Origin of the sequence: Streptomyces sp. NPDC006314, assembly GCF_040613075.1 — a bacterium.
Classification (GTDB): Bacteria; Actinomycetota; Actinomycetes; order Streptomycetales; family Streptomycetaceae; genus Streptomyces.
Genome location: NZ_JBEXRL010000016.1, coordinates 132,223 through 155,649, shown reverse-complemented (window position 1 = coordinate 155,649; position 23,427 = coordinate 132,223). Strand labels below are relative to the sequence as shown.

Genomic DNA, 23,427 nt, shown 5'->3' with positions numbered 1-23,427 from the left:
TTGTGCAGGGGTGGAAGACCGTAGATCTTCCACCCCCGGGTTTTCGCACCCCGGCCCCGCGTCACCCGACGTCGAGACGCAGGAGATCGTCCTCAGTCTCCCGGCGGACGATGACCCGGGCCTCCCCGTCCTTCACGGCGACGACGGGCGGCCGGAGCACGTGGTTGTAGTTGCTGGCCATGGACCGGCAGTAGGCACCGGTGGCCGGTACGGCGATGAGGTCACCGGGTGCCAGGTCCGCGGGCAGGAACGCGTCCTTGACCACGATGTCCCCGCTCTCGCAGTGCTTGCCGACGACACGGGCGAGCATGGGCTCGGCGTCGGAGGTGCGGGAGGCGAGCGCGACGCTGTACTCGGCGTCGTATAGCGCGGTGCGGATGTTGTCGGACATACCGCCGTCGACGGAGACGTACGTGCGCAGCCCGTCGAGGGGCTTGACGGTGCCGACCTCGTACAGGGTGAAGGCGGTGGGGCCCACGATGGCGCGCCCGGGCTCGACGGAGATGCGCGGGGCGCGCAGCTTGGCGGCCTCGCACTCACGGCTGACGATCTCGGTGAGCGCCTTGGCGATCTCGTGCGGCTCGCGGGGGTCGTCGTCGCCGGTGTAGGCGATCCCGAGCCCACCCCCCAGGTCGATCTCCGGCAGCTCCACGCCGTGCTCGTCGCGGATCTCCTTGAGCAGCCCGACCACGCGGTGAGCGGCGACCTCGAACCCGGACATGTCGAAGATCTGCGACCCGATGTGCGAATGGATCCCGATCAGTTCGAGCCCGTCGAGCCGCAGGGCCCGCCGTACGGCCTCGGCGGCCTGCCCGCCGGCCAGCGGAATGCCGAACTTCTGGTCCTCGTGAGCGGTGGCGATGAACTCGTGCGTGTGAGCCTCCACCCCCACGGTGATCCGGATCTGGACCTTCTGCCGCTTCCCGAGGGACTCCGCGATGTGCGCGACCCGCACGATCTCCTGGAAGGAGTCGAGCACGATGCGCCCGACGCCGGCTTCGACGGCCCTGGTGATCTCGCCGACGGACTTGTTGTTGCCGTGGAAGGCGATGCGCTCGACGGGCATACCGGCGGAGAGGGCGGTGGCCAGCTCGCCGCCGGAGCACACGTCGAGATTCAGCCCCTCCTCGTTCAGCCACCGCACGACGGCACGCGAGAGGAAGGCCTTGCCGGCGTAGAACACGTCGGCGTCGGTGCCGAAGGCGGTACGCCAGGCGCGTGCCCGGGCCCGGAAGTCGGTCTCGTCGAGGATGTAGGCGGGGGTGCCGAACTCCTCGGCGAGCCGCGCGACGTCGATCCCGCCGACGCTGAGGACGCCGTCGGCGTTGCGCGTGACCGTCTGGGCCCACACCTTCCGGTCGAGGGCGTTGAGGTCCGTGGGCGGCGCGGAGTAGTGCCCCTCGGGAAGGACGTCGGCGTGGCGGGGTCCGGCGGGGTGCGCGGAACGGCTCATGACGTGACTCTCAGACTCTCTGTGTCTCTCCGGGGCCCATGTCTTCTCCGGCCCTCAGAGGTGTTCGGGTGCGTCGATACCGAGCAGGGAGAGGCCACCGGCCAGCACCGTCCCGGCGGCTTCGGCGAGGGCCAGCCGGGCGCGGTGGGTGGCCGAGGGTTTCTCCTCGCCACGGGGAAGCACGCAGGGCAGGAAGGGCAGCACGGCATCGGCGACGGTGACGAGATGCCGGGCAAGCCGGTCCGGGGCACGGTGGGTGGCGGCCGCGGCGAGGACACGGGGGTGGTCGGCGAGGGACGTGAGGAGCTCGCGGACGCCGGGGTGGGAGGCGGTGCGGGGGGCGGCGCCGGGGGGCGTGTGGGTGCCGCGGTCTACGAGGGGGGTTGCGGGGGGCGCGGGGGTGGCGGTGGGGGTTCCGGAGGCGGCCAGGTAGGGGCGGTTGGCGTTGCCGTTGCCGTTGACGTCGGCGGCGGTGAGCAGGGGGGTGGCACCGGCGTGAGCCCCGGCATCGACGGCATCGACGTCCAGGGAGGCGGAGCCGGCGTGAACCCCCGCATCGACGGCATCGACGTCCAGGCTGGTGGCATCGACGTGCGTGTGGGCCCCGGCACGCATCCGAGCGCCGACAGGCAGGTGCGCCTCACGGAGGGCGACGGGGCCGGGCTCGGCGGTGAAGCCGAGGCGGGTGGCGTTGCGGCTGAGGGAGCGGATGCGGGCGTGGGCGTACCGGACGCGGAAAAGGGGGTTGCTCTCCCGCTGGACCAGGTGATCGGCGCTGATCCGGGGCCGGTCGTGCGGGGCGGGGTGGAGGAGGGCCCACCGGGCGGCGTCGGGGCCGAGCGGTGCGGGGTCTTCGGGGGCCGGCACAGGCCGTAGGGTGGCAGGCGAGCCGTGTTCGACGGAGGCCCGCCCGCCCTGGCTGGCCACGATCCGCACCACCGCGTCGGCGACGACCTCGGCCCGGACCTCATACGGCACGCGCAGCGCGACGACCTGCCCGGCGAGGGCGTCACCGTGCCCGTACGCCGCGCCGAGGGCCCGGATCTCCCGCACCAGACCGGTGACGAGGTCGGCCTGCGCATCGAGGCTGATGTTGAGGAACCCGGGCCCGGTGACGACGACGTCCCGGATGCCGTCGGCGCCGACGAGACGAGGCCGCAGGATCTCGGCGACCCGCCGCGGCGTTTGCCCGGCCGGCCGGGCGAGCTGGAGGGCGATGTTGGTGGCGTAGTCCCCGCATCCCCCGGGACCTGGCTCGGTCACCACGGCCCGTTCGGGCACGGTCACCCTCAGCTCCCCGTCATCGACAGCACGACGCACCGCGCGCAGCACGGTGCGGGAGAGCTCGACGGGGGTCACGGGACAAGCGTAGGGGAGGAGGGGGGTGGGTAGGCGAGGCGGTTCAGCCTGCGGACGCACGGTGGACGCTCCCGGGTTCCGCCCACCTCGGACCAGGCCATCCGGCCGCAGAAAATCCGAGCCCGGCGGCCCAGGAGACCCGAGGCGGAAGGCCACGACAACACGACCCTGACAGGCTGCAGAAGACCCGAGGCCGACGGCCAAGGGCGACGCACGCCGGCGGCGCCGGCGCCGGAGACCCGACACTGCCGGCCACACGAGAACCGACCCCGGCGACGCCACGAACAGACCCGACACCCGCCGACCAAGGGCCCGGCCCTATCCGCCGAAGGAGATCCCGCCCGGCACCTCGTCGGCGACCCCGTCATCGTCCCCTTCCCCGTCACCGCCCCCACCGCGGTCGGGACCGCTGCCCCCTTCACCACGCTCTTCCCCTGCACGCCCTTCACCCGCCCGCGCTTCTCCACTGAGCGCTTCGCCACGATGCCCCTGGCCCCCGTCTCCGGTCCGGCACTCGATCAATCGCTTCACGAGCCGCACGAGTTCGGCCGGTTCGAAGGGCTTGCTGAGAAAGGCGTCCACGCCGACGTCGAGGCCGGTCTCGACCTCGTACTGCGTACACGCACTGATGATCGCGAGGGGGAGGTGGTGCGTGCGGGGATCGGCGCGGAGCCGCGCGGCGGTGCGCAGCCCGTCCAACCGGGGCATGACGACGTCGAGCGTCACGACATCGGGCCGCACCTGGTGTACGACATCCAGACACTCGGCACCATCGGCCGCGGTCACGACCTCGAGCCCTTCCAGCTCGAGATTGACCCTGATCAGCTGCCGGATGACCTTGTTGTCGTCCACAACAAGCACCCGGCCCGACGCGCCTGGCACAACTCGAGAGTAGGTCGGGACCGGCCACCGCGTCCGGGTTTTCCCCACTTCCACCCCGTACAGGGGGCCCGCATCCGCTCACCCGGGGAAACGGGTTCCTGATCACCCCGCCGGACCTGCTAGTGTTCTATCCGTCGCCGCGAGCGAGCAGCTCAGCAGCCGACACGCCCCCGTAGCTCAGGGGATAGAGCAACGGCCTCCGGAGCCGTGTGCGCAGGTTCGAATCCTGCCGGGGGCACCCAGCATGAGGTGCCCAAAGACCCCGTCACCAGCGGAAACGCTGAGGCCGGGGTCTTCGCGTTTGTGCAGGCGTATGCGGCCCGGAGTGGCCGTATGACGGGAATCTTGGACCATCGCCGCAGGTGATGAGCCTGATCTGAGCCGAGCAGGCCAGCACCTCGCTATCGTCGTTCTGGCCTGTAGGCCCGCTTCGGCGGGGACGCCAGGCTGGCGGAGGGAGCTGTCGAGGCCGCCATTAGTCGCCGGCTCCAGACAGGCGAACAGACGAGTTGGCGGGACTCATGGATCTATCCGCTGTGGCGGTTGGCTGATCACCGCTGGAGGAACTCTGGGCGGGACGATGTTCAACGAGTTCGCCAGTCAAAAGCGCCAAAAGCATGCTGATCAACAACCCGTGCGGGACCGCGACGACAGAGTGCAGCAAGCAAGACGTGATCTCTATGCCCCCTGAACGCCACCGCACGTGCAACTTGAACAAGGACACGGAACTTGACATCTCCCACTGATGCGATCCCCAATCATTCGGCCTGGCCCCGCCACTCCGCTTCCCTAACGTAGCAGCCTGAATATTCACTGGAGGACATGGCCTTGGGCATGTCATTGCGCCAATAAAAGATGTCCTCCCGACTTGCTCCGCCGCGGATTTCATCAACAGCTTTTTTCGAAATAACCAAGCAGAAATTCTTGGTCAGTGCACTGTGATTCCCTGATCGATTCAGCTGAAGTGACCCCTCATACCGGCCAGGCTGGAAGCTCCAGCCATCCGCCTGGAACAAGAAGATCGGCTGCTGAGGTTTTTCCTGACTGACGAGGAATGGGGCGGGATCACCAGACCATCTATACGAGATCCATTCAGCAGCGGGGTCGAAGTTCCATGTGCCGACCTCTTTCCAGTAGAACACCGGTCTTTTCGAAGACGAAATCGAGCCGATGGGCGTCAGTTGGAAGCGTGCGTCACGGATGACCTCAACATCCTGGGTCTTGACTCTGGTGGACACTGTCGGCTGAAGATAGAAATGGGTGTCCTTACCCACTAGACCAATGCGCATGAGATGAGGAAGCGCCAGATCAATTTCAGGTTTCTTTTGAAGTTCAGCGAAGTTATATAGCGAAAAGGCTAGGGCGACTACACCTGCGGCTGTAGCGGCCCACTTGTGCACGGCGTCGAAACGACTCCTCCGGGACGTCGTCTCTGCGTCATCGCTGTCGACCATGCTCTCAACCTTGGCCAAGATCGCAGCCCTCAACCCGTTGCAGTGCTCCATATGGTTAGCAGAACCATCACCCAGCCAGTTGCGTTCACTCGTCCTGACTAAACTCGCCGTAGCCGGGACCGCGGCGGGCTGAGCACCGAAATCGGCGCCGGCGATCCAACGCGACCATCCGGTCCTCGTCCCACTCCCCGGCGGCCCTGACGGCATCACGAAGGGAGGGGGCGAAAGCGGAAGCCGACGGCTCACCCTGGTCGTTGAACTCCTGGTAGAAGCCCACGCGCTTGATCACTGCTCTCCAGTCGAACCGTGGGCTCAGTGCGTTGCGGGCAGGTAGATGCGCCAGTAGCCGTTGTTGCCGATCGTGGGTGTCTGGTTGAGGCCGCGAGCTGGCGCCGAGGTGCCCACTTTGTGGGTGGGATACGGGTACGCCCGGCTCATTGGCCACGGACTGCTCTCGGCCGAGAGGTCTTGCACGGGGGGAGCCTTCGGTTCGGTGTGGAGACGGCTGCCTTCGGCGCCGAGCCGCCGAACGCTTCCCGGTCTCGCCGGCCCGGTCCAGCTCTGGGCCGACCGCTACCGGCGGCTTGGCGGGGAGCGAGGCGCGCATGGCCGACCGCTTCCGCCGCCCCGCCAACGCCCTCGCCGCGACCGGGGCTGGAGTCAGTCACGGCCGGCCCCGGTGCGGCAGCGCGTGAACTTGCGGAAGGGGCACGAGAGCACAGGGCTGTGGATCACAAGCAGGGGAGCGAGGACCAGCAGAGGCCGGGAACTGAGCCGCACCAAAGGTCCTCTGACGTCATCTCATGCGGCCAGTGCTAACCCTGCCATGCGGAAGCCACGACCTCCCCGGCGATGACCTGGGGAGGGTTGGGCAGCAGTGACGCAAGGTTGTCCCGAACGAAGTCCGCTGCCTTCGAGATGGATTCCTCGGCACCGGCTCGGTCCTGGAAGACGCTGGTCGAGACCATCACTCCGTCCCCGGCATCGAGCCAGTAGTAGGCCACGAAGCCGGATACCTGCCGCATGAGTGGCACGAACCCCTCGTTCACGAGGCGTCCCGCTTCGGCCGGATCGGTCACCCCTTCGTACCGGCGGACTGCAGCGTACATCGCCAAGCTCCTCACGGGTGGGTTCCGGGTTCGTCCTCGGCAGCAACCTGAAGGGCCGCCGTGGGTGATCCGAACGGCGCCTTCCGGCTCGGACGCCCGGCCCTGACCTGGAACCGCCGAAGTATGCGGACCCCTCAGTGGTGGACCATGGTGCAGGTGACCTGGGTCTTGCCGTCGCCCGACTTGACGACGAACTTGCTTCCGCTGAGACCGCCGATGTCGAACCTTCCCGACTTGTCCGTGGAGACGGTGCCCGAGGTCGATCCCGAGTAGGTCACCTTCGTGTGGCCCCCGAAACCGACACCCCACAGGTGGTAGTTGCCGTTCGACTCCATTTCGACATGGCACGCCGCGCGGGACCCGACGCCGGGCGCGGTGGCTGTCGAGGCGTGTGCGGCAAGCGCGGGGCCCGCCGCGAGCGCGGGGGCGACCAGGAACGTGAGTGCTGCGAGACGACGAGTCCGGTTCATCATTCAACCTGCCTTGGACGCTACCGATGCCAGTGGGACGTGACGGCTCCGTCACCCTTGGCAGCGGTGGCACAGGACTCCGATGAGAAGGAGGCAAGTCCCGCTCCGTCACGCCGTGCATGTGTCACCCCACCTGGACGCTGCATCCCGTCTCAATCTTCCGGAGCACGTCGTGGTGTGTGACGCTTTTACGATCGTATCGTCCTGTTTGTTGCCTGGCATCTCGCGCGAGTTGCCGCGTGCCACGGCTGCGGGTTGCCGTCGGCGGCGGGGCACGGCCGGGCCTCAGAAGCCCGGCTCGTCGATTCCGTGCCCGTTCGGGCGGTCGGGACTCAGGGTGATTCCGGGCTCCTGGATTTCGTGCCGCGGGTGCGGTGGCGGCAGTCTGATCGAGTCGTCGGACAGTCCCGGTTCGGAGAACGGGTCCGGCTTCTCCTCCCGTTGGCGCTTCACGGTGACGCGTCGGCGGCTGTTTCGGATCCGCGCCCGGATCTCGCTCGTGTCCACGTCCATGGCGGCAAGAGCGGCGTCCGGTTCGGAAAGCCCGGTCGGGGGCTGTTCCTCGATTGCCGGTTGCTCGGGGGCGAAGAGCTGGTGCTTGAGCGCGGCGAGGTCAAGGCCGGTGATCTCGTGAGCGGCCAGGCACAGGGTGTCCCGCAGGCCCGAGCGGTCGTTGTCCGGGAGGGGTGCCATCATCGTCACGCTCTCCTGGATCACGGTGATGTCCGGCGTCAGCGCCTTGCGGACCGTCCTCATCGCCTTGGTGAACGGTGAATCGGGTGCCGCGAGCCGGCCGGCGCCGTGCAGTATCGCCGCGATGCCGCCCAGCAGATGCAGCCCCGTGGCCAGTTGTACCGCGCCGCAGGCGATGGTCAGCAGGCCGTCGAGCGTGGAATGCGGAGCGGACAGGCCCTCGGTGGTGAGATTCGGCGTGCGCGGGGTTCCCGTCCAGTGCACCGGATCAACCGGATCACCGGTGGGCTGGGGCGTGGCCAGCGCGGCGAGAAGGCGGAGTTGGACCAGTACGTGGCGGTGAGCCGTAGACAGGGCGATCGGTTCGCCGGGCGTGGGCTGCCAACCCAAATCCAGGAACAGGCTGACCCAGGCCTCGGCCTCCTCCTCGGTTTCCGCCTCCTCGGCCTCCGTCTCCGCTTTCGTGGCGGCCGCCCATCGCGTCAGCGGTTCTCCGTTTCCCGCCAACTCACAGAGGACCAGTAGGATCGCGTGCTCCTGCGATCTGCACACACCGCACCCTTTCCACATCTGTGGGGATGCGACGGTCAACCGTTCCTCAAGTGGACAGTAGGGGTTGCCCAGAACGCGTCCAAGTGGGGATGCGGGGTTCAGCCTTGGCGACTGGTGGGCGACCGGGCCGGTGGGTGCGGGAAGGCCCCTGGGGAGGTCCAGGGGCCTGGGGACCGCGGGGGCGGTTGCGGTTTGCGGCCAGGGCGAGGCGCCTCAGGCCGTTGCCGTCTCCTCCTTGGACGCGGCCCGGCGGGGCGTCGCACGGTCGAGATGGATCAACACGGTGGTGTAGAAGCGGTGTACCGCGTCGTCGACGCTGCGGATGAAGCCGGACTCGGCGTTGCCGCGGCTGCTGCCCATGCCCTTGAGCAAGGACAGGCGGAAGCCGGTGATGCGGATGTTGCCGTCCTTGGGCAGCATGTCGGCCGGCTCGGGACGGAGCCGTTCCAGCGTGCCCCGGGGGCCACCGGTCTCCCCCTCGACGAGGGTCTCGATGTGGAGGTCCGCCGGCGCCTCGGCCAGGCACCGGACGAGTCGTTTGGCCCAGGACAGGGGGTAGCCCTGCCCGGGTGCCGGGATCTCGATGGAGGTGCGCAGTTTTCCGGTACGCAGATCCGCGTTGACGGCCAGGACGCCGGGCGTCCCCTCGATGCGCACCTCCGCCTGCAGTCTTCCGTCGAGACAGAGCTGATCGGCGAGACGGCTCCGGCGTGCTCCCGGGTCCGTTCCCCGCTTGGCGCGCTGGACGGGCAGTACCTTCTGGCCCAGTTCGCCGCCCAGCCCGAGGCACACCTGGCGGATCAGCCGCTCCCAGCTTTCGACGACCTCCAGTGCGCGGGGATCTCCCTGGCACAGGGTTTCGTCGTCGATGCCGTTGCGTACGGGTACCCAGGCCGGGCCCATGTTCTGGAAGCCGTGGCAGCCGGAGTTCTCGTGCTGCAGGTAATGCAGCAGTTCCTGGAGGAGCCAGGCGTGTGCGAGGTTGCCGACCCCCTCGTGCCGGATCAGCATCTGTGCCTGGTGGGCGACTTCCGCCCAGGAGAGGTGCCAGAGGGCGACCTTGTGCTTGCGTCGTCCGTCGATCTTCATGTGGACGAGCGGGCTGCCCTCCAGCGCGACGTCGTTCGACAGCGTGATCACGGCCTCATAGCCGCGGCGCGCGGCGATGTCCATGTATGCCTGCACCTGATCGGCCTTGAGGGCGTTGCCGTTGGTCTTCGTCTCGACCAGTGCGGTCCACAGCTTGCCGGCCCGCTCGACGCGGATCACCCCGTCGGGGCGTCGTGGTGTGTCGCCGTGCGGCAGGGTGACCTCGGTGAAGGTCTCCATGCGGCCCGCCGGCGCGCCGAACGCCGCGGTGAGCCTCCTGCCGAACTCCGGCACCTGTGCCATCACTGACAGCAGCACCGAGGTCGCGCGCGTTTCGCGTTCCCTGTCGCTCTTGAGCGCCGGTGCCGGGAAGAGCCGGGCTTCCCTCCAGGACTCGTTCTCCGCCAGGGACTTCTCGCCCGCCTTGGGCAGGGTGACCTTCTTCTTCGCGGTGCGGGGTCGAGCGGTCGGCGTGCGTGGCGCGCCGCCCTCGTCGGGCCGACGGGGAGAGGGGACGGCTCCCAGCGTTCCTGGTGCACTCGGCTCGCCGGCCGACGCCGAGGCGGGGTCCGTGAGGTCCGTACGGTCAGCGAGGTCCCTGGCGTCCGTGAGGTCCGACTGATCGTCGGCCGCCGGGTTCTCCCGGGTCTCCGCCGCCGCGTCGTCCTCGATGTCGACACCGAAGTCCGTCGCCAGACCGGCGAGTCCGGTGTCATAGCCCTGGCCGACCGCGCGGAACTTCCACTCCTCTCCCCGCCGGTACAGCTCACCGAAGATGACGGCGCTGACCGAGTCGACGCCGTCGATGGCGAAGCGGAGGAGTGCTTCACCGGCGCCGTCGGCCAACGTCAGCCGCACGTCTTCGAGTTCACCGAAGCTGGCTCCGCCGTACCGGCTGGCGGCCACGACTATCCGGTCGACGTCCGCCGGGACCGCGGTCAGGTCGAAGCTGATCCGGTCCTCGTTTCCGTCCGCCGTCGGCGTCTTGCCCAGGACGTGCACGCTTCCGTCCGCCGCGACCGGGTTGTTGTAGAAGTAGAAGTCGGTGTCGTCGCGAACCTTGCCGTTCACGTCCAGCAAGAGAACGGAGACGTCCGCGTCGCCTTCGCCGGTCGGGCTCCCCCAGCCCAAACTGACGATGACCGAGCCGACGTTCTCGCTCAGGGCTGTCAGAGCCACATTCGAGCCCTTGATCATTTCCTGCACAATGCCCCCCAACTGACGCAGGCCGGGCACAGTGGCATCCCTGTCCCAGCCGCCGGACACGCGACGCGGTGTGACGCGCCGCACACAGGTAACCGTAGTGCCCACCGAGCATGCCGGAGGGCGAGTGGAGGTCATCGCCGGTACTTCCAGGGGTCGTCCCGGGCGGGCATGCGCCGGTTCAGCCCCCGTCAGGCGGGGTCCACGCGGCCACCAGGTCCAGCAGGCCGGGGAAGCGGGCGTTCAGGTCGGCGACCCGGACGTGGCTGCGGCGCTCCAGGCCGTACTGGCGCTGCCGGGTGATCCCCGCCTCGCGCAGTGCCCGGAAGTGGTGGGTCAGCGAGGACTTGGGGCGGTCCAGGCCGAACCAGCCGCAGGTGTGGTCGAACTCCTCCGAGTCCAGGAGCAGTCTGCGCACGATCCGCAGCCGCAGCGGGTCACTGAGCGCGCCCAGCACCGTCTCCAGGCGCAGGTCGTCGACGGCCGGTTCGGGCAGCGGATCAGGTAGGCCGGCGGGTTCCGGCAGGACCTTGATGGGCTGCCTCGTGTCCGCTCCGGCGCCCTGGTTCGGGGTCACTGCGGCTCCTTCCCACGATCTTCTCGCCATGACTTCTTGTACGAGTCTGATCGTACTACGTGCTAAGTTCGACTCCGCACGTACTAGTACGACTCGGATCGTACTGACGCTCGGGGAGGACTGTGCCGTGACAGGAACAGATGTACGTACCGCCGGAACGGAGTGCGGCCGGCGGGCCGGTGAGGTGCCGGTCCGCTGGGTGTGGCTCGCCGCCTGGCCCGTGACCGCCGTGTTCGTGCTGTCCAACGCGGCCACCCCGCTCTATGTGCTGTGGCAGCGTGAGATGGGGTTCACCAAAGGCACCCTGACCGTCGTCTTCGCCTGCTACATCGCCGGGTTGCTGGGCTCCCTGCTGGTGTCCGGCGTCGTCTCCGACCGCCTCGGCCGCAAACCCGTCCTGCTGCCCGCGCTGGGGCTGGCCCTCGTGTCCTGTCTGGTCTTCGCGACCGCGGGCGGCGTGGTCGCGCTGATCGTCGCCCGGCTGTGCACCGGGATCGCCGTCGGGGCCGTGGTCTCGGCGGGCATGGCCGCGGTGACGGACGTGGCCGGGCCCGGACGCCGCCGTCTCGCCGCGCTGCTCGCCTCCTGCGCGATGGTGTTCGGCGCGGGGCTGGGGCCGCTGCTCGCCGGGGTGCTGTCCGAGACGCTGCCGGCGCCCACGGTCACCGTGTTCGCGGTGGAGGCGGGGCTGCTCGCCACGGCTGTCGCGGTGGTGCTGCGGATGCCGCTACGACGGCTCACCCCGACCGCGGCCGGAGGCGGGGCCTGGGCGCGAGTGCCGGGTGTGCCGCGCGGCGCCGGCTGGCAGCTCGCCCTGGGCATCGCCGTCTTCGCCCCCGGCATCACCGCCACGTCCTTCGTGCTGTCGCTCGGGCCCTCGCTGCTGTCAGGGCTGCTGGGCACCGGCAGCCGCGTCGTCTCGGGAGCACTGGCGTTCGCGATGTTCCTCAGCGCGACGGGTGTGCAGTTCGCCGTACGGCGCCTGCGCCGGCGCACGGTCCTGGTCACCGGTGCCGCCACCACCGCGCTCGGCATGCTCGCGCTCGTGACCGCCGTACACACCGGCTCGGTCCCGGCGCTGGCCGCCGCCGCGCCGCTGGCCGGGGCGGGCCAGGGCATGGGCCAGCTGGGCGGCCTTTCCCTTCTGAACTCGACTGTGCCCGGGGCCCGGCTCGCCGAGGCCAACGCGGCGCTCAACGTCGGCGGTTATCTCCCCGCCGGTCTGCTCCCGGTCTCCGCCGGCTACCTCAGCGACGCCGTCGGCCTGACCACGGGCACGACGGCCTTCGGCACGGCCTTGGCGGCTCTGGCGATCGCCGGGGGCGGGCTCGCGCTCGTGGCCGGCCGCGGGCGGATACCGCAGGACACGGCACGCTGAGGTACGGCCCCCGGCGGCGAAGGGCATCAGGGGGCAGGGGGCAGGGGGCGCGGGGCGGTGTCCATCCTGCGCTCCGCCGCGCGGGCGCGACCGGTCACGACGCATCCGCAGCCGGTGAACGACCGCATCCCGCCCCCGCCCCCTCAAGCCGACCACTTGCGCGACGCCGTCTTCTTCGCCGCGGTCTTCTTCGCGGGCGCCGCACTCTTCGCAGCCGACTTGGCCGTCGTCTTCGCCGCCGCGTTCTTCTTGGTTCCCCCGGCCGTCTTGGACGTCGACTTCCTCGCCGTCGCCGTCTTCTCGGCGGCAGCCGCCTTCGTGGACTTCTTGCCCCCCGCCTCCTTGGGCGCCGCCCGCCCTCGCGGCAGGGGCCTGACCTCGGCCTCGCCGGCGGCGGGCTGCGCACCACGCGACTCCCGGGCCGCCCGCACGCTGTTCTCCAGCGCCGCCATCAGGTCCAGAACCTGGCCCCCCGCCGCCGGCGCGGGCGCCTCCGGCGGCGCCTCGCCGGAGGCCTTCGCCGCGATGACCTCCTCCAGCGCCTCCCGGTACTCGTCGTGCAGGTCCTCCAGGTCGACCTCGCCGAGCGTGTCCATCAGGGCGTCCGCGAGGTCGAGTTCCTTGTCGCGGATGGTGACGTCGACGTCCGGGGCCACGCCTTCGGGGGCGCGCACCTCGTCCGGCCAGAGCAGTCCGTGCATGGCGATGGCGTCGCCGACCACGCGCAGCATGCCGAGGCGCTCCCGGCCGCGCAGCGCGTACTTGGCGATGGCGACCTTGTTGCTGCGCTTGAGGGCCTCACGGAGGAGGGTGTACGGCTTGGCGGCGGGGGCACCGCCGGCCGCGAGGTAGTAGGCCGATCCCATCTGGAGCGGGTCGATCCGGTCGGCCGGTACGAAGGCGACGATCTCGATCGTGCGGGCGGTGGGGATGGGCAGGTGGGACAGGTCCTCGTCGCTGATCGGGATGATCGAGCCGTCCGCGTCCTCGTATCCCTTGCCGATCTCGGCCTGGCTGACCTCGCGCTCCTCCAGTTCGCACACCTTGCGGTAGCGGATGCGGCCGTTGTCCTCGATGTGGATCTGGCGGAAGGTGATCGAGTGGCTCTCCGTCGCGCTCACCAGCTTGATCGGGATGCTGACGAGACCGAAGGAGATGGCGCCGTTCCAGATCGATCGCACGTGCCGCACCCTTCCTTTCCCGTTTTTTCCGGTTTGTCTGGGATTGTCATCTTATGACGCCTATCACGGAGGTGGAGGGGCGGCGGGTCGCGCTCAGCAACCTGGAGAAGGTGCTCTATCCGGAGACCGGCTTCACCAAGGGAGAGTTGCTGCACTACTACGCGACGACCGCCGGCGCCCTGCTGCCGCATCTGCGCGACCGCGCGGTGTCCTTTCTGCGCTATCCGGACGGCCCGGAAGGACAGCGGTTCTTCTCCAAGAACGTGCCGCCGGGTACGCCCGACTGGGTCACGACCTCCGCGGTTCCGCGGTCGTCCGCCGAGGGGCCGGCCCGGATGGTGGTGGTGCAGGACCTGCCGAGTCTGGTCTGGGCGGCGAACCTGGTCACCGAGTTCCACACCCACCAGTGGCTGGTGCAGAGCCCGGACGAGGCCGACCGGCTGGTCTTCGACCTCGACCCGGGCGCGCCCGCGACCATCGTCCACTGCTGCGAGGTCGCCCTGTGGCTGCGGGAGCGGCTGGCGGCGGACGGGATCGAGGCGCACCCGAAGACGGCCGGGTCGAAGGGGCTGCATCTGCTGGCGGCGGTGCGCGGCAGTTCGTCCGAACGGACGTCCGAGTACGCGAAGGCGCTGGCGGTGGAGGCGGAGCGGGCGATGCCCCGGCTGGTGGTGCACCGGATGACGAAGAGCCTCAGGCCGGGGAAGGTCTTCGTGGACTGGAGCCAGAACGCGGCCCGCAAGACGACGGCCACGCCCTACACCCTGCGCGCCCGCCGCGCTCCCCTGGTGTCCGCACCGGTGACCTGGCAGGAGGTCGAGGACTGCCACAGCCCCGGCCGGCTGGAGTTCCAGGCCGACGACATCGCCCCGCGGCTGCAGGATCTGGGCGACCTGATGGCTCCCCTGCTGGACCCCGGCAAGGCGGCACCCCTGCCCTGAGCTACACCCTCCCCCAGGTGTTCCGGTCCCGCGCCATCGCGTGCAGCGCCTCCACGTCGGCCGGTTTCAGCACCCCGCCGAGACGGGCCAGACCACCCAGCTCCGGGTCCTGCAGGATCCGCACCCCCCGCGGCTCGGCGGTCACGGTCAGCTGGGCCGGGCCCACCAGGGCCAGGACGGGGTGGACCTCGGCGGTCAGGGCGTAGGAGGCGCGGTCCGCGTCGGCGCGCAGGCGACGCAGCACCGGCTCGCCCTCGCGGCGGCCGAGGGCGACCGTCGGGTCGGTGACCAGGACCCGGGTCTTGCGGGCGTACAGGGCGTATACGGCGAACAGGCCGCCCGGGCCGATCAGCAGGTGGTGGATGCGGTCACCGCCGGGGAGCGGTATGGAGTGCAGGGTGTGCCAGCCGGCGCCCTCCAGCCGGTCCAGCGCATCGCCGACGGTCTGCTCGGCGGCAAGGGCGTGCCGGCGCGGATCGGGGCGCAGCCGGTGGGCCGGGCCGGGGGCGCGGTCGAGGGCGATCAGCAGGGCTTCGCCGGGGCGGTTGGGCGCCAGGTCGTCGTCCGGGTGCAGGGTCAGCCGGGCGAGTTCCGCCGGAGTCGGGACCGGTGGCGGGCCCACGGTCACCGAGCCGGTCAGGAACGGTTTCAGGGCCGCGAGTACGTCGTCCCGGCCGTCCTCGCCGAGCAGGTTGACCCGGCCCGTCTCACGGTCGTACCAGGCGACACTGCTTCCGTCCGGGCGGCAGACGTACAGCCGCTCCCGGCCGTGCCGATAGGCCGGCACCACGCGCAGTCCGCTCATGCGCCATCACCCCTCGTCCATGGGAACAGGCGGGGTGCTCCCGGGGCAAGACCGGTTACCTTGGAGGGCGGCCTTGTGAGGGAGTTGGGGAGGCGCCGTTGCGGACCAGCGGAGAGCGGCCCGACGTACCGGCTCCGGAGCGCCCGTGGAGCGAGATCGTGCCCGGCCTGTGGATGGGCGGGCACGAGTTCCGGGGCCGTTCGGGGCGGCTGGAGCTGGCCGTCGTGCGCGACGAGTTCGATGTGGTGCAGTCGCTGCTGCGGCTGTCGGGGTACGGGCCCGACGCGGGTGTGGAGCACCATGTGTGGCCGATTCCGGACGGTCCGCTGGACGGCACGCAGCTCGCCGGGGTGATGCGGCTGGCCCGCGCGGTGAACGAGACGCTGGACGCGGGCCGCCGGGTGCTCGTGCGCTGCCACCACGGATACAACCGCTCGGGTCTGGTCATCGTGCACGCCCTGGTTCAGCGCGGGCACGCGCCCGACGAGGCGATCCAGCTGATCCGTGCCCGGCGCTCGGCGTGGGCGTTGCACAACCAGCTGTTCGTGGAGTATCTCCGGGCGGGCCTGCCCACCGTGCGGCTGCTGGAGGAGCTGGCCGAGTAGCCTCTCTCCCAGCGCGCCACCGGATGCGCAAAAGGGACCTCCCCGAGAATCTGAGAACACTTCCCCGCGAATCCCCTGAATCAAGGTGGAGGGGGACCGACCCCGACGCCCAGGAGCACCGTGCCAGCCCGTCGTCCCCCGCGTACCGCGCTCGCCCTGACCGCCGTCGCCCTGCTGTCGGCGACGGCGACGGCCTGCGGGGACACCGGCGGGCTGCGGGGGGCCGGAGCCACCCCGACCGCCGTCAGCCCCGTCCGGCTCTGGCCTGACCTCAGGCCGGCGTCCAGTCCGGCCTACCCGTACGACGTGGCGACCCGGGCGACCGTCAAGGGGGTGACGGTCCCCGGTGACGACATCCGGAAGGTCGACCCGGTGGACGTCGTCGAAGCGGAGATCACGGCGCATCCCGACGACTACGGCTCCAAGGGCGCCTACCACGCGACGGTGGACCGGATGGAGAACTGCCGCACGGGCGGGGACGAGGCGCGCTGCCCGCTGCTGAAGCCGTACTACCGGGACCTCACCGGAGACGGCCGGGCGGATCTGACTCTCGGCTTCCGGCTCTACCCGACCAATCAGACTGCGGTGCGGGTCTACACCGTCGAGAAGCACGCGCTGGTGCAGGTGCTGGCCGACAACGACGCGATCATCGGGGTGGAGCTGGCCGGCCGGGCGCTGATCGAGCGCTCCCCGGCCGACATCTCCGGCTACGAGTACCGCACCACCTGGGTATGGGACCCGGAGCAGCGTGCCATGGCGTTCTCCCGCGACGAGTACCTGCACGTCGGAGACGGCCGGCGCGGCAAGACGCCGTCCCCGTCCCCGTCCCCGGCGGCCAGTTCCTCCGCGGGCGCGCGATGAGGCTCGTGCTGCCTCAGTGGGCCGGGGCGCTCGCCGTGAAGGCGGCCGCGTTCATCACGGTGATGTGCTGTGCGCTGGCCGCGCTGCTCGGCGTCCTGGTGCACGTCTCGGTGACCAACCAGACCGTCGGCCAGGCCCGCCACCTCGCGCTGTCCCGGCTCGCGGACGCCACGGAGGCGTACGAGGCCGGGGACCGGCTGCTGCCCGGCACCGGAGTGGACCCCGAGGGGCTGCCCGCGCCGCTGCGGGCGCTGGCGGCGCGCGGTAAGCGCGGCACGATGGTCTCGACGCACCAGGGACGCCCGACCATGTGGGCGGCGGGCCCGGCCGCCGGGCACCGGGCGCTCGCCGTGGAGGTCGACTACTCGCAGCAGTCCCGCACCATCGCCGGGCTCGACAACGCGATCCTGTGGTCCTCCGGGCTCGCGATCGGGGCGACCGTGCTGGTCGGCGTGTTCGCGGTGACCCGGGTGACCCGGCGGCTGCACGGCACCGCGCGCGTGGCCCGGCGGATCAGCGCCGGCGACCTGGACGCCCGGGTGAACGACCCCCGTACGAAGGACCCGACGCGCCCGCCGGACGAGGTGGCCGCGGTGGCGGCGGCCCTGGACACCATGGCCTCGTCCCTGCAGAGCAAACTGCTGAGCGAGCAGCGGTTCACCGCGGACGTGGCGCACGAGCTGCGCACCCCGCTGACCGGGCTGCACGCGGCGGCCGAGCTGCTCCCGCCGGGCCGGCCGACGGAGCTGGTCCAGGACCGGGTGGCGGCGCTGCGCACGCTCACCGAGGACCTGCTGGAGATCTCCCGGCTGGAGACCGGCCGGGAGCGGCTGGAGGTGGACACCGAGGAACTGGGGGCGCTGGCCGGGCGGGTGGTCCGGGCATCCGGCACGGACACCGAGGTGCGGATCGTGCGGGACGCGCGGGTGGAGACCGACCGGCGGCGGCTGGAGCGGGTGCTGGGCAATCTGGTGGCCAACGCGCACAAGCACGGACGGCGTCCGGTGGTGCTGACGGTGGACGGGCCTGTGGTGACCGTGCGGGATCACGGGGGCGGCTTTCCGGAGTACCTGGTGGCGCACGGGCCGCAAAGGTTCCGTACCGAGGGCGGTGCCACGGGGCACGGGCTCGGTCTGACCATCGCGTCGGGGCAGGCGGAGGTGCTGGGGGCGCGGCTGTTCTTCGGAAACGCGGTGGACGGGGGCGCGGTGGCGACCCTGACGTTGCCGCACACGGCCCCGGGCCCCTGAGGAACCACGGTGGCGGGCGCCGGAGAGTGCCCCTCCCGATGTGGCGATCCCATCGGCGCCATCGGACCCACGCCACGCTGGTGCTGACGGGCACGGCACACAAGACGCCCTATTTGGATAGGTTCCGGGCATGACGAAGGCCGGAACCACTGTGGCGGCGGCCCAGGCTCCCGCACCCGCCGTACGCCTCCCCCGGCGCCGAGGCATCGAACTCGCCCTGATCGTGCTGGCCGTCCTGCTGTCCGTGTACGGCTACTGCGCGGTGGGGCTGGCGCGAACCGGCACCGTCCCGCCCGGTGCCGTCGGCTACGGCGCCGGACTCGGCGTCCTCGCCCTGTTCGCGCATCTCGCGGTCCGTGTCCGGGCGCCGTACGCCGACCCGCTGCCGTTGCCGATCGGCGTGCTGCTCAACGGCCTCGGCCTGGTGCTGATCTACCGGCTGGACCTGGAGACCCCGGGCGACCGGGCCGCCCCCACCCAACTGGTGTGGTCCACGCTGGGGGTGGGGCTGTTCATCGCCGTCGTCCTGATCCTGCGCGACCACCGGTTGCTCCAGCGCTACTCCTACGTGTGCGTGGTCGCGGCGCTGGCGCTCCTGCTGCTGCCGATCCTCTTCCCGGCGGTCAACGGCGCCCGCATCTGGATCCGGATCGCCGGGTTCTCCATCCAGCCGGGCGAGTTCGCGAAGGTGCTGCTCGCCGTCTTCTTCGCCGCCTATCTGGCGGACAACCGCAACGCCCTGGCGTACACGGGCCGCCGGGTGTGGTGGATGCAGTTCCCGACCGGGCGGGTGCTCGGCCCGATCGTGACGATCTGGCTGGTGAGCGTCGGCGTGCTGGTCCTGGAACGCGACCTCGGCACCTCGCTGCTGTTCTTCGGCCTCTTCGTGGTGCTGCTGTACGTCGCCACCGGGCGCACCGGCTGGATCGCGGTCGGGTTGGTGCTGGCCGTGCTCGGTGCCTTCGCCGTCGGCCGTCTCGAGCCGCACGTGGGCGGCCGGATCGAGGACTGGCTGCACCCCTTCGCCACCATCGAGGCCGGGCAGGGCCCGAACCAGCTCGCCCAGTCCCTGTTCGCCTTCGCGGCAGGCGGGTTCCTCGGCACCGGGCTCGGGCTCGGGCACTCCATCCTCATCGGCTTCGCCACCAAGTCGGACTTCATCCTGGCCACCGCGGGCGAGGAGCTGGGCCTGGCGGGGCTCGCGGCGATCATCCTGCTGTACGCCCTGCTCGTGGAGCGCGGCTACCGGGCGGGGCTCGCCCTGCGCGAGCCGTTCGGCCGGCTCCTCGCGGTCGGGCTGGCCTCGATCGTCGCGCTGCAGGTGTTCGTGATCGCGGGCGGGGTCACCGGGCTGATCCCGCTGACCGGCATGGCGATGCCGTTCCTCGCTCAGGGCGGCTCCTCCGTGGTCACCAACTGGGCGATCGTGGCGCTGCTGATCCGGGTGAGCGACTCGGCACGCAGCCAGTACGACGGGCGGGAGGCTCCGTGACCGACTACGCCGGCGGCCGGCCGATGGCCCGGTACATCCGGCACGCCTGCGCGTTCTGCGCCCTGCTGCTGGCGGCCCTGCTGGTCAACGCCGCCCGGGTGCAGCTCGTGCAGTCCCGTGTCTACGACGACAACCCGGCCAACCGCCGTGCCACGATCGCCCGTTACCAGCAGCCGCGCGGCGACATCCTGGTCGGCGGCGAGCCGGTCACCGGATCCGTGGACACCGGTGAGCAGCTGCGCTACGAACGCGCCTACCGGGACGGTCCGTTGTACGCGCCGGTCACCGGCTTCGCCTCACAGACGTACGGCACCGCCTTCCTGGAGCACGCGGCGGACGGCGTGCTCTCCGGCACCGATCCGATGCTGTCGCCGCTCCCCCTGTGGAACGACGTGACGCGCAAGCGGAGTCCGGGCGGCGACGTCGTCACGACCCTGCACCGGAAGGCACAGGAGGCGGCGTACCGGGGGCTCGCCGGGCGCAAGGGCGCGGTGGCCGCGATCGAGCCGGCCACGGGCCGCATCCTGGCGCTGGTGACCAGCCCGTCGTACGACCCCTCGGCGCTGTCCGGCAACGGGGAGGCGGTGGCCTCGGCGTGGGCGCGGCTCAACCACGACCCGGAGAAACCGATGCTCAACCGGGCGGTGCGGCAGACGTACCCGCCGGGGTCGACGTTCAAGGTGGTCACGGCGGCGGCGGCGCTGGACGCGGGCGTGGTCGCCGATCCGGACGCGCCGACCAGCTCCCCCGACCCGTACCGGCTGCCGGGCACCACGACCCGGCTGACCAACGAGGCCGACGGCTGTGGGAACGCCTCGCTGCGGACGGCCTTCGAGTGGTCCTGCAACACGGTCTTCGCCAAGCTGGGCGTGGACGTGGGGGTACGGGACATGGCGGCCATGGCAGGGGCGTTCGGGTTCAACGACACCGGCCTGCGCGTTCCCTTCTCCGTCTCGCCCAGCACCTTCGACCGGCACGTGGACAAGGCGCAGCTGGCGCTGTCGTCGATCGGGCAGTACAACACGCGGGCCACGCCGTTGCAGATGGCGATGGTCGCGGCGGCCGTCGCGGGCGACGGCCGGCTGCGGTCGCCGTACCTGGTGGAGCGGACCACCCGGCGGGGCGGCGAGACGGTCGCCGGGCCGGGGGCGCATCCCGCGCGGCAGGTGATGCGGCCGTCCACGGCCACCCGGCTGAAGGAGCTGATGACCGATGTGGTCGAGAAGGGCACGGGCACCCGGGCGGCCATTCCCGGCGCCACGGTCGGCGGCAAGACCGGCACCGCCCAGCACGGGGTGGGCAACTCCGGTGTGCCGTACGCCTGGTTCGTCTCCTGGGCGCAGGCCGACGCTGCCATGGAGCCGGGGGTGGCGGTCGCGGTGGTGGTGGAGGACGCCTCCGCGAACCGGGGCGAGATCAGCGGCGGCGGGGACGCGGCACCGATCGCGCAGGAGGTGATGCGGGCGGTTCTCGGTCTGTGAGACGAGGGTGCCGGAAGCCGGCGGGGCCGCCCTACCTTTCGGTCATGACGGATACGGCACCCGCCCACGAACTCGCCCAGGTCAACATCGCCCGGCTCAGGTTTCCCCTGCACTCCCCCGAGTTGAAGGACTTCGTCGACGCCCTCGACCCCGTGAACGCGGTGGCGGACGCCTCGGACGGCTTCGTCTGGCGCCTGCAGAGCGACTCCGGCAACGCGACCGATATTCCCGTCCTCGGTGACGAGTGGCTGATCGTCAACATGTCGGTGTGGCGGGACACCGACGCGCTCACCGCGTTCATGTACCAGGGCTTGCACCGGGATCTGCTGTCCCGGCGCAGGGAGTGGTTCGAGCGGCTCGAGGAGGCGGTGACCGTCCTGTGGTGGGTGCCGGCCGGTCACCGCCCGACGGTCGCCGAGGCGGAGGACCGGCTGCTGCACCTGAGGGCGCACGGCGCGACGCCGTACGCCTTCACGCTGCGGGCGTCCTTCCCGCCCGAGGAGGCCGGGGAGGCGGTGACGGTCAGCCGATCGGCTTGACCGTCTCGGAGCGGATCTTGAGGGTCTGCCGCGCGAGCGCCTCGAGGTCCACCTCCGACGGGTCCTGCGACACGCCCTCCGTGGTCACCTCGGCCACCGTGGCGCCCGTGTTGCCGTCGGCCCAGGCACACATGGGCAAGGTGATCTTGGTGCCGAGCTGGTTCTGGGTCAGCACCTGGCAGCTGATCGTGACGTCCAGGTCGAAGTCCTTCGCCGGTACGGCGACCGTGGCGCCGTCACCCTCGGCGGCGCCCTTCATCATGTTCCGGCGGGCCGCCTTGGTGTTCTTGAACCGGCCGTACATGCCCGAGATCACCAGGGTGCCCTTGTTCTCGTCGCCACCGAGGGTGTAGCTGCCGACCACGCCATGGATGTCCTTGGCGTCCCAGGCCCCGTCGGCCTCACTCTCGATCTTCTGGCCCTCGGAGCCGGAGAGGTCCTGGCCGAGTTCGTACTTCCCGTCGACCAGGGTCTTGGGGAGGGTGAGCTTGTTCTCGGCCTCGGGGAAGCCGCTCTCGGCCAGCGTCCCGATCAGGATGAGCACCGCGACGCCCGCCGCGATCACACCGCCCACGATCCCGAGCACCAGGCCGACCCGGCGCTTCTTCGGGGGCGGGGCCATGGGCGGCGTGCCCCAGGCGGGGTAGGGCTGCTGGGGGTGGGGCGCTTGGGGAGGGTACGGCTGCTGCTGGGGGTACGGGGAGCCGTACGGGCCCGGGGCGGCCTGCGGGGGCTGCTGCCCGTACGGGGGTTGCGGCTGGTTCGGATGCTGCGGCGGAGGCATGGACACGCCAGCACGCTACTGCACGCGGGTGAGGGCGCCGGCACCGCACCCCGTTCCGGTCAGGCCTCCTCCGCCGCCGAGTCGATCGCCTCCCGCACCTCGGCCACCCGCTCCCGCTCCTCCGCGGCGAACCGCTCGGCGTCCAGCTGCTCCGCCAGTTCCTCGTCCTGCGCCATCAGCAGGTCCAGGTTGGAGTCGCCCATCTCGAAGACGCCCATGTCGACATAGGCCTGCTGCAGCCGTTTGCCCCACAGGCCGATGTCCTTGACGCAGGGCACGATGCGGCTGAACAGCAGCCTGCGGAACAGCCGGAGGAACTCCGAGCGCTCACTCAGCGCCTCCGCCTCGGCCTTGGGGATGCCGAAGTTCTCCAGCACCTCCACCCCGCGCAGCCGGTCGCGCATCAGGTAGCAGCCCTCGATGACGAACTCCTCGCGCTCGCGCCGCTCGGCGTCGGTGAGCTGCCTGTAGTAGTCCCGGAGCGCCATCCGGCCGAAGGCCACGTGCCGGGCCTCGTCCTGCATGACGTACGTCAGGATCTGCCGGGGCAGCGGCTTGTTCGTGGTGTCCCGGATCATGCCGAACGCGGCCAGCGCGAGGCCCTCGATCAGTACCTGCATCCCCAGGTACGGCATGTCCCAGCGACTGTCGCGCAGGGTGTCGCCGAGGAGGGACTGGAGGTTGTCGTTGATCGGGTAGACCAGCCCGATCTTCTCGTGCAGGAACCGGCCGTAGATCTCCGCGTGCCGGGCCTCGTCCATCGTCTGGGTCGCGGAGTAGAACTTGGCGTCCAGGTCGGGAACCGACTCCACGATCCGCGCCGCGCAGATCATCGCGCCCTGCTCGCCGTGCAGGAACTGGCTGAACTGCCAGGAGGCGTAGTGCCGGCGCAGCTCCCCCTTGTCCTTCTCGGTGAGCTTGTCCCAGTACTCCGTGCCGTACAGGGACATCGCCTCCTCGGGGGTGCCGAGCGCGTCGTACGGGTCGACCTCCAGGTCCCAGTCGATGCGCTTGTTCCCGTCCCACTGCTTGTCCTTGCCCTTCTGGTACAGGGCGAGCAGTCGTTCGCGGCCGTCGTCGTACTCCCAGCTGAACCGGGCCGCGCCGCTCGCGGGCACCTGCCAGGGGGAGTCTCCGGGATCGTTGGCGTACAGGTCATGGGTCGGCATACCTCGCAGGCTCACACGTAGACGCGGAGTCAACAAGTCATGCGCAAGGGATTGACGAGCTTGCTGACAGGCAGTCTCATAAGTGGCAGGACGACTACCC

Annotated in this window: 21 protein-coding genes and 1 tRNA gene; 9 read left to right on the top strand and 13 right to left on the bottom strand. The window is 70.6% G+C overall.

Annotation, left to right across the window (positions count from 1 at the left end):
• Positions 1 to 61 precede the first annotated feature (61 nt).
• From lysA to ABZ079_RS26795, 3 genes are all read right to left on the bottom strand, one after another.
• Positions 62 to 1,453, bottom strand: a complete 1,392-nt coding sequence (gene lysA / locus ABZ079_RS26805; protein WP_356942001.1) for a diaminopimelate decarboxylase — start codon at positions 1,451 to 1,453, stop codon at positions 62 to 64.
• A gap of 54 nt (positions 1,454 to 1,507) precedes the next feature.
• Complete coding sequence (gene nrtL, locus ABZ079_RS26800) at positions 1,508 to 2,812, bottom strand: ArgS-related anticodon-binding protein NrtL (protein WP_356942000.1); 1,305 nt, start codon at positions 2,810 to 2,812, stop codon at positions 1,508 to 1,510.
• A gap of 318 nt (positions 2,813 to 3,130) precedes the next feature.
• Complete coding sequence (locus ABZ079_RS26795; protein WP_356941999.1) at positions 3,131 to 3,748, bottom strand: response regulator; 618 nt, start codon at positions 3,746 to 3,748, stop codon at positions 3,131 to 3,133.
• A gap of 112 nt (positions 3,749 to 3,860) precedes the next feature.
• Between ABZ079_RS26795 and ABZ079_RS26790 the strand changes: the two genes are divergently transcribed.
• Positions 3,861 to 3,932 (top strand) — tRNA-Arg (locus ABZ079_RS26790).
• Between the two features lie 520 nt (positions 3,933 to 4,452).
• Here ABZ079_RS26790 and ABZ079_RS26785 read toward each other — a convergent pair.
• The 6 genes from ABZ079_RS26785 to ABZ079_RS26760 all read right to left on the bottom strand — a co-directional run bounded on the left by ABZ079_RS26785 (position 4,453) and on the right by ABZ079_RS26760 (position 10,841).
• Positions 4,453 to 5,148: a hypothetical protein gene (locus ABZ079_RS26785; protein WP_356941998.1), complete on the bottom strand. Its 696-nt coding sequence runs from the start codon at positions 5,146 to 5,148 to the stop codon at positions 4,453 to 4,455.
• 815 nt (positions 5,149 to 5,963) lie between these two features.
• Positions 5,964 to 6,257 carry a hypothetical protein gene (locus ABZ079_RS26780; protein WP_356941997.1) on the bottom strand — a complete coding sequence of 98 codons (294 nt, stop codon included), beginning with the start codon at positions 6,255 to 6,257 and terminating at the stop codon, positions 5,964 to 5,966.
• Positions 6,258 to 6,391: 134 nt separating this feature from the next.
• On the bottom strand, positions 6,392 to 6,592 hold the full coding sequence (locus ABZ079_RS26775; RefSeq protein ID WP_356941996.1) for a hypothetical protein: 201 nt from the start codon (positions 6,590 to 6,592) through the stop codon (positions 6,392 to 6,394).
• Positions 6,593 to 7,012: 420 nt separating this feature from the next.
• The gene (locus ABZ079_RS26770; protein WP_356941995.1) at positions 7,013 to 7,927 is read right to left on the bottom strand and encodes a hypothetical protein; all 915 of its coding nucleotides are present in this window, start codon (positions 7,925 to 7,927) and stop codon (positions 7,013 to 7,015) included.
• Positions 7,928 to 8,185: 258 nt separating this feature from the next.
• On the bottom strand, positions 8,186 to 10,258 hold the full coding sequence (locus ABZ079_RS26765) for a TerD family protein (protein ID WP_356941994.1): 2,073 nt from the start codon (positions 10,256 to 10,258) through the stop codon (positions 8,186 to 8,188).
• Between the two features lie 187 nt (positions 10,259 to 10,445).
• Complete coding sequence (locus tag ABZ079_RS26760) at positions 10,446 to 10,841, bottom strand: helix-turn-helix domain-containing protein (RefSeq protein WP_356941993.1); 396 nt, start codon at positions 10,839 to 10,841, stop codon at positions 10,446 to 10,448.
• A gap of 127 nt (positions 10,842 to 10,968) precedes the next feature.
• On the opposite strand from ABZ079_RS26760, the gene ABZ079_RS26755 reads away from it, so the two are divergent.
• Positions 10,969 to 12,219 carry an MFS transporter gene (locus tag ABZ079_RS26755; protein WP_356941992.1) on the top strand — a complete coding sequence of 417 codons (1,251 nt, stop codon included), beginning with the start codon at positions 10,969 to 10,971 and terminating at the stop codon, positions 12,217 to 12,219.
• Positions 12,220 to 12,362: 143 nt separating this feature from the next.
• On the opposite strand, the gene ABZ079_RS26750 is transcribed toward ABZ079_RS26755, so the two are convergent.
• Positions 12,363 to 13,400 (bottom strand): Ku protein, encoded by a 1,038-nt coding sequence (locus ABZ079_RS26750; RefSeq protein WP_356941991.1) that lies wholly within the window; start codon positions 13,398 to 13,400, stop codon positions 12,363 to 12,365.
• Positions 13,401 to 13,453: 53 nt separating this feature from the next.
• Here ABZ079_RS26750 and ligD point away from each other — a divergent pair, with 53 nt between their 5' ends.
• Entirely contained in the window at positions 13,454 to 14,341 is an 888-nt protein-coding gene (gene ligD / locus ABZ079_RS26745) for a non-homologous end-joining DNA ligase (RefSeq protein WP_356941990.1), read from the top strand.
• A gap of 1 nt (position 14,342) precedes the next feature.
• Here ligD and ABZ079_RS26740 read toward each other — a convergent pair whose 3' ends face one another.
• The gene (locus ABZ079_RS26740; protein WP_356941989.1) at positions 14,343 to 15,146 is read right to left on the bottom strand and encodes a nuclease-related domain-containing protein; all 804 of its coding nucleotides are present in this window, start codon (positions 15,144 to 15,146) and stop codon (positions 14,343 to 14,345) included.
• A 98-nt stretch (positions 15,147 to 15,244) separates the two neighbouring features.
• Between ABZ079_RS26740 and ABZ079_RS26735 the strand changes: the two genes are divergently transcribed.
• The 6 genes from ABZ079_RS26735 to ABZ079_RS26710 all read left to right on the top strand — a co-directional run bounded on the left by ABZ079_RS26735 (position 15,245) and on the right by ABZ079_RS26710 (position 21,374).
• A complete protein-coding gene (locus ABZ079_RS26735; RefSeq protein ID WP_356941988.1) occupies positions 15,245 to 15,751 on the top strand; it encodes a protein phosphatase in 507 nt (168 codons plus the stop codon).
• Positions 15,752 to 15,871: 120 nt separating this feature from the next.
• Positions 15,872 to 16,612, top strand: coding sequence for a hypothetical protein (locus tag ABZ079_RS26730; protein WP_356941987.1), 741 nt, complete (start codon positions 15,872 to 15,874; stop codon positions 16,610 to 16,612).
• Positions 16,609 to 17,862, top strand: a complete 1,254-nt coding sequence (locus ABZ079_RS26725; RefSeq protein WP_356941986.1) for a HAMP domain-containing sensor histidine kinase — start codon at positions 16,609 to 16,611, stop codon at positions 17,860 to 17,862. The genes ABZ079_RS26730 and ABZ079_RS26725 overlap by 4 nt, the downstream gene beginning before the upstream one ends.
• 130 nt (positions 17,863 to 17,992) lie before the next feature.
• Complete coding sequence (locus ABZ079_RS26720) at positions 17,993 to 19,354, top strand: FtsW/RodA/SpoVE family cell cycle protein (RefSeq protein WP_356941985.1); 1,362 nt, start codon at positions 17,993 to 17,995, stop codon at positions 19,352 to 19,354.
• 23 nt (positions 19,355 to 19,377) lie between these two features.
• Positions 19,378 to 20,835, top strand: a complete 1,458-nt coding sequence (locus tag ABZ079_RS26715) for a penicillin-binding transpeptidase domain-containing protein (protein ID WP_356942025.1) — start codon at positions 19,378 to 19,380, stop codon at positions 20,833 to 20,835.
• A gap of 44 nt (positions 20,836 to 20,879) precedes the next feature.
• A complete protein-coding gene (locus tag ABZ079_RS26710; RefSeq protein ID WP_356941984.1) occupies positions 20,880 to 21,374 on the top strand; it encodes a DUF3291 domain-containing protein in 495 nt (164 codons plus the stop codon).
• Here ABZ079_RS26710 and ABZ079_RS26705 read toward each other — a convergent pair.
• Together ABZ079_RS26705 and ABZ079_RS26700 are read right to left on the bottom strand one after the other, a co-directional pair.
• Positions 21,358 to 22,158, bottom strand: coding sequence for a hypothetical protein (locus tag ABZ079_RS26705; RefSeq protein WP_356942024.1), 801 nt, complete (start codon positions 22,156 to 22,158; stop codon positions 21,358 to 21,360). The genes ABZ079_RS26710 and ABZ079_RS26705 overlap by 17 nt on opposite strands.
• Positions 22,159 to 22,217: 59 nt before the next feature.
• A complete protein-coding gene (locus ABZ079_RS26700) occupies positions 22,218 to 23,327 on the bottom strand; it encodes a ferritin-like domain-containing protein (protein ID WP_356941983.1) in 1,110 nt (369 codons plus the stop codon).
• Positions 23,328 to 23,427: the final 100 nt, after the last annotated feature.

Excerpts from the sequence above, each read along its gene's own strand:
- ligD (WP_356941990.1), top strand. The coding sequence starts at position 13,454 with ATGACGCCTATCACGGAGGTGGAGGGGCGGCGGGTCGCGCTCAGCAAC.
- ABZ079_RS26715 (WP_356942025.1), top strand. The coding sequence starts at position 19,378 with ATGGCCCGGTACATCCGGCACGCCTGCGCGTTCTGCGCCCTGCTGCTG.
- ABZ079_RS26765 (WP_356941994.1), bottom strand. The coding sequence starts at position 10,258 with ATGATCAAGGGCTCGAATGTGGCTCTGACAGCCCTGAGCGAGAACGTC.
- ABZ079_RS26775 (WP_356941996.1), bottom strand. The coding sequence starts at position 6,592 with ATGGAGTCGAACGGCAACTACCACCTGTGGGGTGTCGGTTTCGGGGGC.
- ABZ079_RS26700 (WP_356941983.1), bottom strand. The coding sequence starts at position 23,327 with ATGCCGACCCATGACCTGTACGCCAACGATCCCGGAGACTCCCCCTGG.
- ABZ079_RS26780 (WP_356941997.1), bottom strand. The coding sequence starts at position 6,257 with ATGTACGCTGCAGTCCGCCGGTACGAAGGGGTGACCGATCCGGCCGAA.
- ABZ079_RS26785 (WP_356941998.1), bottom strand. The coding sequence starts at position 5,148 with ATGGTCGACAGCGATGACGCAGAGACGACGTCCCGGAGGAGTCGTTTC.
- ABZ079_RS26710 (WP_356941984.1), top strand. The coding sequence starts at position 20,880 with ATGACGGATACGGCACCCGCCCACGAACTCGCCCAGGTCAACATCGCC.
- ABZ079_RS26720 (WP_356941985.1), top strand. The coding sequence starts at position 17,993 with ATGACGAAGGCCGGAACCACTGTGGCGGCGGCCCAGGCTCCCGCACCC.
- lysA (WP_356942001.1), bottom strand. The coding sequence starts at position 1,453 with ATGAGCCGTTCCGCGCACCCCGCCGGACCCCGCCACGCCGACGTCCTT.
- ABZ079_RS26725 (WP_356941986.1), top strand. The coding sequence starts at position 16,609 with ATGAGGCTCGTGCTGCCTCAGTGGGCCGGGGCGCTCGCCGTGAAGGCG.
- ABZ079_RS26740 (WP_356941989.1), bottom strand. The coding sequence starts at position 15,146 with ATGAGCGGACTGCGCGTGGTGCCGGCCTATCGGCACGGCCGGGAGCGG.
- ABZ079_RS26705 (WP_356942024.1), bottom strand. The coding sequence starts at position 22,158 with ATGCCTCCGCCGCAGCATCCGAACCAGCCGCAACCCCCGTACGGGCAG.